This window comes from Labilibaculum euxinicum (assembly GCF_963678175.1).
Lineage (GTDB): Bacteria > Bacteroidota > Bacteroidia > Bacteroidales > Marinifilaceae > Labilibaculum > Labilibaculum euxinus.
In genome coordinates, this window is record NZ_OY782756.1 from 4,303,350 (window position 1) to 4,314,890 (window position 11,541).

General features: G+C 36.1%; 4 protein-coding genes. All 4 read right to left on the minus strand.

Annotation, left to right across the window (positions count from 1 at the left end; all coding sequences use genetic code 11):
* Positions 1-3: 3 nt before the first annotated feature.
* The 4 genes from ACY0M5_RS17175 to ACY0M5_RS17190 all read right to left on the minus strand — a co-directional run bounded on the left by ACY0M5_RS17175 (position 4) and on the right by ACY0M5_RS17190 (position 11,363).
* Positions 4-3,609: a DUF4450 domain-containing protein gene (locus ACY0M5_RS17175; protein WP_461630006.1), complete on the minus strand. Its 3,606-nt coding sequence runs from the start codon at positions 3,607-3,609 to the stop codon at positions 4-6.
* A 29-nt stretch (positions 3,610-3,638) separates the two neighbouring features.
* Positions 3,639-5,765: a hypothetical protein gene (locus ACY0M5_RS17180; RefSeq protein WP_461630007.1), complete on the minus strand. Its 2,127-nt coding sequence runs from the start codon at positions 5,763-5,765 to the stop codon at positions 3,639-3,641.
* Between the two features lie 407 nt (positions 5,766-6,172).
* A complete protein-coding gene (locus ACY0M5_RS17185; RefSeq protein ID WP_461630008.1) occupies positions 6,173-8,119 on the minus strand; it encodes a RagB/SusD family nutrient uptake outer membrane protein in 1,947 nt (648 codons plus the stop codon).
* A gap of 4 nt (positions 8,120-8,123) precedes the next feature.
* Positions 8,124-11,363, minus strand: a complete 3,240-nt coding sequence (locus ACY0M5_RS17190; protein ID WP_461630009.1) for a SusC/RagA family TonB-linked outer membrane protein — start codon at positions 11,361-11,363, stop codon at positions 8,124-8,126.
* Positions 11,364-11,541: the final 178 nt, after the last annotated feature.

Sequence of the window (11,541 nt, forward strand, 5' to 3'; positions counted from 1 at the left end):
TATTTATTTTAATAAAGTGATTCCCATTAATCCGATCACAACATCGTTTGCCAGGCTTTCCAAGCTTATGCTTTGCAATTCTTTGGATGAATTTAAAGGCAAATCAATGAAAATACCCGCCCCTCCTTCTATTTCTCTTCCATCTACTTCGTCTTTGTTTATCCCTAATTCATCGCCCAAATTCCTGCTAACAATTCCCGTTTTAAAAGCTATTCGGTATGGAGCTGGTCGTTCCAAAGCAAAAGCGTGATCATCTACATACAAATCCTGCTCTATTGGCAACCAATTATCCGGATTGACTAAATTTAATTCTTCGTGAGTGCCATCGGTATAATGAACTTTTATGAGTCCATTTGGTATATGACATTGCATGTGGTTTGTACTTCCAGCCATCATAAAATAGGCATGTCGTGCCTTTCCAGATACCGGAATATTCACTTTCGTTGGATAATTATCCCACAAACTGATAAAAACTGTATTTTTCCTTTCTAAATCACAAATCGTGCGAAACGGAACATGAAATGGTGTATTCAGAAGGTTATTTTTAGCAGAAGCTCTTAACCCACTGTCATCAATTTCTGCTGTATGGGTCGGATGACACCATTCGCCAATTCCCTGTGTTGGAATTTGCAAAGTGGTATAAGGCGACCTTGGCGACAAATACTCTTGCTTAAATATATCCGATACAGATGCATTAAAAAATTGATCCATATTCACCATTTTATAATTACCGGAATTTACTTTCACATTCCAATTGGTGATTGTTTTTTGAAATAAACACTTATCATCATTCAAAATTTGAAGCCGATTACTGCCAAATACAGCACAAGTATCAGGAATTTTAATTAAAGCTGATGTTTGTCCTGCTTCTACTGACAACGGAATTGAAAACTGATTTACCATCACATTGCCCGAAAATAACTTGTTGCCATTGTTGGTGATTGAAAAGGCCAGTTCTTCATCTTCGGCATTATAAGAAATATCAAATGCATCTTTAATTTCAATATTTACCGGTTCCCACCATTTCATTTGGCCTTGTTCTAATTGTGCAAATAAAGTCCGGTTTCCTACTTCACCCACTAATTGTCCCGTAATGGATTTGGATTTCACAGATGCCTGATTCAATACATTTTGAGGATCGTAAATAGCTGCAATTTTATTTGTTGTGCTAAATTTCCATTGATCATCAGCCACTCCTATTTTTTGGTAATCTGATTTTTTAAGATTTTTACCCTTCCAAACAATTTGAATCTGTGCACTATCTTTTAGTTCAGCATTAATTTGAATCAAAGGACTTCCAATATTTTCAACAAGCAACCATGATTTTGATTCTCCATTAACCAAAACCTCTGAAATTTGGTCTCTTACTGCCAACACCTTTAATTCCAGATTTAACTTTTCAGCCAGTTTATTTCTGATCAAGTAAATATCCGTTTCTTCTTCCCTATCGAATTTCAAAGTAATATCAGCAGTAGCTATACTTGCATGCTCCCATCCGGAAGGAAATCCGGGACGAAGCTCCAGCTGGTTGTTTAATAAATCCGGATGAATTCCAAATAACCCTTCTACCAATACTCTGGAATACATTCCAACAGGATCACCAAAATCGCGGTAACATTCTCCTCGGGCTTTATCGTAATAACTAATTTGTCCGATATTACCGGGACTGCTTCCCAGATACATTCCGTCTAAAACAGAGCTTTTGAACAGTTTAAAACCTTCATCGTATCTACCTGCCTGCCAATAGGCAAGTGCGGTATGAGCCACCTCGGCAAAAGCCACATTATTAATAGACCAAGAGTATGGAAACCGATGAGTTGTAGAAATTGTTTCGTAATTGATCCCATCGTTCAATCCCTTAGCTTGAACGGGAATGTGAGGAATTTCAGTGTCCATATACCTTGTGGCCTGATAAGCCTGAAATATATCTGATACATCAGAATCCAAGGCATGATAAATTGTCCAAACACCTGCATCGGGATGAACATTTTTATTTCCCATAAAATCAACGTATTCTGCCCACCACCCTTTCTCAGCCAACCAAAGTTTTGAGTTAAGTGCTTTCATTATTTTTTCAGATTCAGCAAGATAAACTTGCGGATCTGCTCCAATTTTTGAAGCTATTAATGCAGCCATTTTATTCGCCCTGTAATTGTATGCCGAAGAATGTGTAACTGCACCACTGTTGTAATAAAGAGCATCACTTGCCCAAATGCTTGCATAAGCATCATATAGGCCATCATTATCGGGATCAAAATTTAATTTTTCCCATTTCAGATGGCGCTTGATAACCGGCCAAACTTTTTTGGCATATTCCCAATCTCCAGTCCAGTTCAAATGCCAAAGCAACTCATCAATATAACACAGGTTCATATCATAATGATGCATTTTTGTTGTCTGATTTGGATTGCGGCAAATGTAACCATTGCTATACATTGGAGTACCCCATTTTTTTAAAGCTCTTGCCAAATTCAGAGAGGAATCCTGAGCTGGATGAGGAATTGATGGTTCTATATCGGTTATTTGCGATGCTGCATAATTATCGAAATGCTGCCTGGCTTTTTTATGCCAACCAACACAATCTCCAACATAAGCAGCCCGCCAACCATTAAGCGGCATCCTCCAACCAATGGCTCCATGCATCCAGCAATTGTCCCAAATGGCATCGGCAGCAGTACTCAATACACCGCCTAATGGATTAATAAAAGAATCCGGCGTTTCTATTTGAACTGCATTTGCAATTTCTTTTCTTCTTGCTTCTGCTCGATGGTATGATTTCGATAAATCACTATATTTCAAACACTTATCTCTCTTCAACTGAATACACACAAACTTTTTCACCGAATTTTCCAACGGTACTTTTGCCAACAAAACAGATTTATTATCAGACACTTTAGAGTTCCAAACCTGCATGGGAGAATCTAAAGAGAACGGAGATCCTGTTTTTAGCTTTGAATCTACAGGAAAACAAGCTTCAATAGATCTGGGGTTTTTAGTGTTCTGTCCATAATCCAACAAAAAACAGTTCTTGTAAATACTATAATCATTACCTAAACAATCATTGGCATGCAAATCAAAACAGTCCGGTTTATCCACACCAAGATCCCCATTTCGCGAAAACCGTTTATTACTTGCCCCGCCATACATCAATAAAAGTTCAGTACCTTCAGGGATGTTCTCAGTTTCAATTTTCATGATCATCCCGTCTGAATCTGCCAAAGCCAATACCGCAAGTTTTATAATACCATTACTGATAAAAGAATCCTGTATTTCGTAAATTCGACATCCCGGATAATAAGTACTTTTAATTTGAGAAGCACTATTTAACCAGACGCTGTTTTGCCCGTTCACAAGACCCAATTGAAGATTTCCACCCATATTTGGCATAAAAAAACCAAACTCAGGCACATCTCCGGTCTCTACACGAAATGCACTATGTCCTCCATACAGTGCCCGATTAAATTTTTTATTCCCATTAAGGATAACAAAACCATCATTATCTGGTTGGTATCGAAGTTCCCGTTCCAATTTATTTTTCGCATCAGATTTATACTGAGCTCCTGCACAGATAAATGAAAGAGATAATATTGCTGTTAAAAATAATTTCATTCAATTTTTATTGTGTTTTTCATTCCTGATTAAGGCATTACAGCCAAATCTTCCCATACCACATTCCAGCTTCCATCCTTAGGAAATCCGGGAGTGCCAATCGTATTGTTATCCCATCCGGCACACATCATGGAAACAGCAGTTAACAAACCACCATTACCAGGCAGATAAACCCTTAAACGATCATCCTGATAATTATGACCATTAACTAAATAGGTGTTGGTTCGTTTGTCCATTAACAAAGCTTCCACTGCTTTTTCAGGTTCACCCAATCTGGCCGCGCACATTGCTACCATAGGATAATCCCATCCCCATGTTTCATCCCAATTCCATTTATCTAAAATCCAGTTAAGGGTGTTTTTCATATCGTCCGGTCTTGCCAATTTGCATTGAGGTAAAATCCCCAAAGCACCCAATACGGCCGGATGATCGGAAGTGAAACGGATATCTTCGTAAGTATCCAGAGCATCTTCTGCTGCCAGATACAAACCATCCTTTTCGGCTAATGGCGATAATTTTTCTATTATATCATCCCATTTTTCATTTCTTTTTTCGCCTAAGCGTTCGCGCCAATTTTGGGCAACTGATAAGGCATAATGCCAATAAGACAACTCGAATGGCGGATTAATAGTTTCTGCTGCCCGTAATGATTCCTGTGCAGGAATAATTCCTTTCAGAACATATCTGTCTCCCTTCTCATCATAAGTGACAAATGAGGCCATAAATTCAGCTGTTGCATTCACCAGCTCCTTATACTTGGTAAGCACTTCTTTCGAAGGATGACTGCGGTATACCAGCTCGCTCATGTAAATAAAATGTGGTTGTTGCCAAATTAAAAACGAACCTACCGAAGAAGGTGCTTCGGTGGCCGAAGTATCGGTCATTTTCATCCAGCGAACACCATCAAAGCCTTGCCGTTCGGCTATTTTTTTTGCTGCTGAATAAGCTGTAGAATACCAATCCAGACTTCTCTCCAATAAATCAGTCCGGTTCCATAATGCAAATTGAACAGCATGCCACCAGTGCATTTCCAAATGAAATTTACCGAACCAACTGTTGTAGGTTAAACCTGTTTCCTGCGGAGGAATGGATCCGGCACATTGTATCGCCATTAAGTATTGAGATAAAATTACGCGTCGTTCCAATTCGTTCGCTCGTTTATCAGTACATTTCGAAAAATCAATGGCACCACCATTTTTCCAAAATGATTGCCAATATTCCGATGATTTCACAAGAACATTGTCTAAAGAATCTGTATTATCAGGTTTCTCTTTCGAATAGGCACAGGTAAAAGAAAATTGATTACTGCTTGGCGATAAAACAAAATAATGAGGAGCTTTTTCATCCATCTGCGCCTTTCCTTCCCATTTAATTTTCACAAAATAACAGTCATTATCCAATGTCCGTTTCAACAAACAAAAGCCATCACCTTGAGAAACGACCTCCGTTTTGTGTTTTTCGGGGACATCCCAATTGCTGGCATCATCTGAATGATTTCCTGTTGGATAAGGAAATTTAAAATTGATTTTTAACTGAGACTTACCAATAAGTGCTGATGATATTTGTGCCTGCACTTCATCTATAGATGGATGACATGCTGTCTTCACCAAAACAGAATCAGAATCCAATTTAAATTGACTAAGCAGTAAACCATCCCACAATTTCAATTCCTGATGAATATCAGTGATATCTTCCGGATTAACTGCACTTCCATCTTGATGACTTAATTCCAATCCTATATAACCTAAATGTAAACGATGCGGATTTTTCCTAAACCAGTTGGCTGCATCATGCGCTCTTCCCTGAGTTCTACTTTGCACAGCATACAACTCATCTTTTCCTCTAAAATTGTAGGTTTTTAAAGCTTCTTCCGTCTTATAATTATTGGGATTAAGAAAACTATGCCATCCCCATTGTGATTGAGTTCCCAGAGGAACCCCATTTTTATAGTTGTTTGGAAAAGTTTGCAATCCTGTGGCATCTGCCGTAAAAGCAAAATTTCCATTCCCAACCGATAAAGAACTTAATTCGTCAATTTTGGTTATGACCGGATTATTTCGCGTTACTAATTCGTATCGGTTTATTTTTTCAGGCACTTTATTTTGACAGGCGAATAAGGCCAAACAGGCTATTCCAATTAGTAAGAATTGTTTCATAATAGGATAAATTCTATATTATTTATGGATTTAATTTTCGTCATTTACTAAAAAAATACACTTTAATTTTGGTATAGATATGGAAACTCAAATCTAAGACATGAAGATAATGCATCGTATGAAGGATTGTACAAATCTATGGAATATTGTACGGGCTCATACTACAGATCTAAATGGTTGATTCTAATGCATTTCGTAAACAATCAGACTTATACGGGAAAATGATTTTTACAACAGAAGAAGAAATAACACTCTTATAATAATAGTATTTTAAGACAATTACCACTGCCAGGCGCTGATTGCCCAGCAATGGTAATTTTGTTATTTCCCTAAACTAATTCTAAATTAATAATCTTATTAACAATAAATTAAATGTCACACAATTTAAATACGAGAACCAATTATCATTAATAAAGAGGATGTTGCTGCCCCTCTAATCCAGAATTCACATCAATCATATTTTGATTTAATGGTAATAGTTCTACTTTATTTTTTTCTAATCCTCTAAATAGAGATTCAATCCATATTTCATCTGCATTTAAAGTTTTTGAATTGGATAAATCATCATTTCCAAACATATCAAGTACGGTATATCCCTGGGTTTTCAAATCTGCTATTTCAGTATCAGATAATTCATTTTTATAACTCAAATAATTTACGGCAACAAGGGGATCTTCAAATTCTGTTGCTTTAATAGAATTGTATGCTCTATACATGTCAGCATCATGATAAGATCCTGTATGGTTAGCTAATTTTATTAAATTTTGCTTCGTTTCTGTTAATGTTTCAAAAAGAATACCCCAGCGAATCAGATCCGTTCTTCTTAAACTTTCAAATCCTAATTCCAGTTTTCGCTCATTTATAATCGCTTTTTTAAATTCATTGTAAGTAGAGGGAATATCACCAATTTTAGACTCATCATTGTTAAATGCTCTCATACGTACAGCCTTTAAGGCTTTTTCAGCTTCAGTTCCAGGTGAACTATGCAGTTCATTTTCTGCCTCAGCATACATTAGCAAAACATCTGCATAGCGTAACATAGGCCAATTAATATTACGCTTATTCACCGCAACACCAATCTCAGCTTTCCAGTCTACCCTAAATTTGCCTATGGTACATCCCGCATATGTACTTAGTTTACGCTCATCATCTGAATTAATATCATAATTGCAAATCGTTACATCTCTTCTGGTATCTCCATCGTTAAAATCGAACCAGTAGGTGGGAATAGCGTGCATAGCTGGTTTTACCTTTGAATACATGCTATTAGGGTGAGAATAAATACCATTCGTATAACCTATAGAATATCCATTCACGTTAGATCCATATTGACCAGTTTCAAGCAAAGATTCAGAGTTATACCGACCATTAACTAAATCCCGAAAAACATCTGCATAGTTATTCTCCAATTCATTTTCTCCTTTTTGAATAACTTCATAACACGCTTCGGAAGCTATTTTATAAAGCTCATTAATTTTTTCTTTATCAGCTCTTTGAGCCAATGTAACCGATCCTAAAGAATACGATTCCAGATCCCATCTTAATGAATATCCTGCTCCATATAAAGCTGCTCTGGCCAGTATGCCATAAGCCGCATTTTTTGAAAATCGTTCAGGGGTTGGATATACACCTTGGCTTTTCCAGGGAAGTAATTCTGTTGCTTTTTGAAGATCCGAAATAACTCCGTCCATAATCGTATCGCGGCTTACTCTTGATGAGGTAAACGTATCCATATCTTCAACAGGTTTTGTTGGATATGGCACATCACCAAAAAATCTAACAATATTCATAAGATTCATACCTCGTATGGCATATACTTCACCCAACAAATAATCAATACTTTTTTGATCGGAAACAGAGCTCCCCTCTCGCATCGCTGTAAGCTTTTTTATACAAACATTGGCATATTCAATACCTGCATATAAGGCTGTATATGTTGATGAAGGAATGTTTGAGGTGGTGTAAACGTAGTTTCCAATTTGATTTTTTGAATTGGTATCACCTTCACTTGATATGCACTCGTCGGTACCCATACCCAATTGGTAATACAATTCCCGGTTAAAAGTATTTGGATAACAGGCTAAAACCGCCATTTCTGCTCTGCTGACAGATTCAAAAACTGAACTACTATCGAATTTCGATTCCGAATGCATATCTAACCAGTCTTCGCAGGAACTAAGTGTAAAACTCAGCAACAAAAGAATCATTATATAACTTAAATTTATTTTTTTCATCTGTTTATAATTTGTTTTGATTTGCCATATAGCCTGTCCCGAACTTGTTTCGGGAGAACTAACCATGCTGGAATAATCATTCCCCTGTGTGTTAAAATCACTTTGATATGGTCGTTTCATATGATTAAAAAGTAAGATTTAAACCCAAAACACAACTTTTTGCTCTTGGGTAAGCAGAATTATCAATACCTCTTGTTAACAAATTCGAAGTAGCAGATACTTCAGGATCGTATCCTGAGTATTTCGTGAACGTATGAATATTATTTAAAGTGCAATAAAACCTAAGACTATTCACTTTCATTCGTTTTAGGATCTTGGCAGGTAAGGTATATCCCAAAGTAATGTTGTTTATCCGCAAAAAGGATCCATCTTCAATATAATAATCCAATGCATCGGTGATGGCTATTTTATTACTTGAGTTTAAACTCCACATAGCATCGCTATTGTGCTGCTGAGGATTAAGTCCTGCCAATTGCTGTAAATTTGTTGTTTCTTCTCCTGTTGTAGGATCCACCAATACAAAGCGGTCTGCCATAACAGATAATGAATTTTGATTTGGCAGATAAGGACCTATGAATCGCTGCGAATTCATATTAAACACATCATTTCCGTAGGAGAAACTCATAAATGCTGAAAAATCAAACCCTTTGTATTTAAAGGTATTTACTATACCTCCAGTAAAAATAGGCTCAGCATTACCAATTACTTTTCTATCATCAGTAGACCAAACAGGGTTTCCATCATCATCCGTATTGCCTTCTGTAGTTTTATATTTTACATCTCCAGGTTTTATTGAACTTCTTATTTTTCCTTTCAAACTAGGTACACCATCATTTAAAGAATAAGATCCGTCTGAATTTTGAGAAAAGTCATCTGTAGTATATATACCATCATACTGATAACCATAGAACTGACCTAAGGGTTTACCAACTTCTATTAGAAAATCAATACGAGAGTCATAATTTTGCTTAAAATAATCATCCTTATCATCACCGTATATTGCCAATACTTTTGATTTATTAAATGAAATATTGAAATCTGTAGTCCATTTAAAATTATCATTCTTAATATTAGTAGTATTTAGCACAAACTCATATCCTCTGTTTCGAATTGATCCAATATTTTGATATTGATAACTATAACCTGTTGAAGTTGGTATTTTATTTTTTATCAGAAGATCATTTGACTTGTTATTATAGAACTCTGCAGTTAAATTTACTCTACTATTAAAAAATGAAACATCCAGACCAATATTTGTAGATCTTGTTGTTTCCCATTTTAAATTTGGATTTCCTACAGTATTTCCTGGCTTTAAACTTACAACCTGCTTGTTGTCAACGGCATAAAAACCAGACTGATAATCGGTAGCATACATATTATTGCTAATATTGCAATTACCTGTAGTTCCATAACCAATACGTAATTTCAAATTGTTAAGCACATCCATATTACTCATAAAAGACTCCTCTGAAACCCGCCATGCAGCTGATACAGATGGGAAATATCCCCATTGTTTGCCTTTTGAAAATTTAGAAGAACCATCACCTCGAATTGTTGCGGTTACTAAATACCTTTCATCAAAATTGTAGTTTAACCGACTAAAAGCTGAAACAATTCCATTAGTACTTTTCCCCGATGAATATGAATATACCTGATCAGCCATGCTGACATCATTTAATCCAAAGTTATTTTCAGGAAATTCATAATAAGTATTTTTTAGGTTCATCGACTCTGAATAATATGTTTCCTGTCCTAATAGCACATTAAATTTGTGAGCACCTGTTTCTCCTTTCCATGTTAGAGTGTTGGTAACCTGCCAACTATATTTTTCGCTGTTGTCCCTATTCCCATAAGGTCCTTTATTGTTTTGGGCTGTTTTTGTACGTCCGTCATCCCAAGATTCGGATCTTACCTGCTGCCACAAATAACTACCTGCTGTTCTGAATTTAATATTCTTATTAATATCAATATCCAATGAGGCATTGGTGGTATACAAGCGTGTATACTTTGTCTTGGTAACTGCATCATTTGTAATTAAAGGATTGTAAATGTCGTATTGAGAATCAATATCCTGCATTTCATCACTAATATCCGTATTAATTAATTGATCATCGGTATACAATACACCTCCAGTGACAGGCTGCAAAATTGACATTTTCAATAAACCTCCTAAAGAACCTCCTCCTTCTAATTTTGTTCCTAAAAAGCTTGAACTAAATGTAAGGTTAATTCCTTTTCGTAATTCATGGTTGATTTTAGCCCTGATTCCATTTCGGGTATAACCTGATTTATCAACCAAACCATCCTGACCCGTATAATTGTAACTCAACATATATTGGGTTTTTTCACCACTACCGGTAATGTTCAGATTGTGATTTGTCATTTTCGCTGTGCCACCAAAAACAACATCCTGCCAATTGATACCAGAGACAGAACCATATTGACTTTGAATGCGATCGTAAGCACCTGTATAAAAATTACTATTGGTAATATCGCCTCCATAAACATTAGCCCAGTTACTAATTTGTCCGTTTAATGTTTGAAATTCATATTGATACTCAACATATTCTTGTGTATTCAACAGATTTAACTCGGAACCCAGCTTTTCAAAACTAACGTAAGCATTGTAATTAACTTCTGTTTTTCCTTTTTTACCAGATTTGGTGGTAATAATAACTACTCCATTCGAACCTCTTGCTCCATATATCGCTGTTGCAGAAGCATCTTTCATTACATCAATCGATTCAATATCATTAATATCGATATTTTTTAAACCATCATCCATTTGAAAGCCATCCACAATATATAATGGAGAAGAGCCTTGAGTAATAGACGTACCACCTCGTACAACAATATTAATATCTGCTCCGGGAGCACCACTTTGAGTAATCACACTCACCCCAGCTATTTTTCCTGTAATGGCTTGCGCTGCAGTAGTTACCGGAACCTGAACAAGCTCCTTCCCTCCCACAGAACTTACAGCTCCGGTTAAATCTTTTTTTCTAGCCGTTCCATAACCAATAACAACGACTTCATCTAATTCAGAAATTTCTTCTTTTAATTGAATATTAATGGTGGTGGCATCATTAACTACAATCGTTTGTGTAATTAAGCCAACAAATGAAAAAGTAATTTTTGAATCTTTACCAGCAACCGTTATAGAATAATTACCATCAATATCTGAAAGAGTTCCGTTTGACGTCCCCTCCTCAATAATAGTCACGCCCGGTATGGTAGTAACTCCGTCTGTAACGTTTCCGGAAACAGTAATTTGAGAGATGGCATTAAAACTAAATCCATACAAGATGATAATTAAAACCAACCACCGTTTCACGATACGTGTTTTGTTTGTGTGCTTTTTCATAGAAATACTATTTTATAAACTTATTTTAAGTGGATAAAAAATTATCTGTTATTTATATCCGCTAAAACTACGGTCAGGAATATTCGTATCAAATACAATATTGTCCAAATCAATACAATATTGTACCTATCAACCCGTACATAAAAATACAATAACCTGTACACGTGTAATTTACGAG

What these genes read in the sequence shown, in the direction of transcription:
- ACY0M5_RS17175 (WP_461630006.1), bottom strand. Translation starts at nt 3,609, where the DNA reads ATGAAATTATTTTTAACAGCAATATTATCTCTTTCATTTATCTGTGCA.
- ACY0M5_RS17190 (WP_461630009.1), bottom strand. Translation starts at nt 11,363, where the DNA reads ATGAAAAAGCACACAAACAAAACACGTATCGTGAAACGGTGGTTGGTT.
- ACY0M5_RS17185 (WP_461630008.1), bottom strand. Translation starts at nt 8,119, where the DNA reads ATGAAACGACCATATCAAAGTGATTTTAACACACAGGGGAATGATTAT.
- ACY0M5_RS17180 (WP_461630007.1), bottom strand. Translation starts at nt 5,765, where the DNA reads ATGAAACAATTCTTACTAATTGGAATAGCCTGTTTGGCCTTATTCGCC.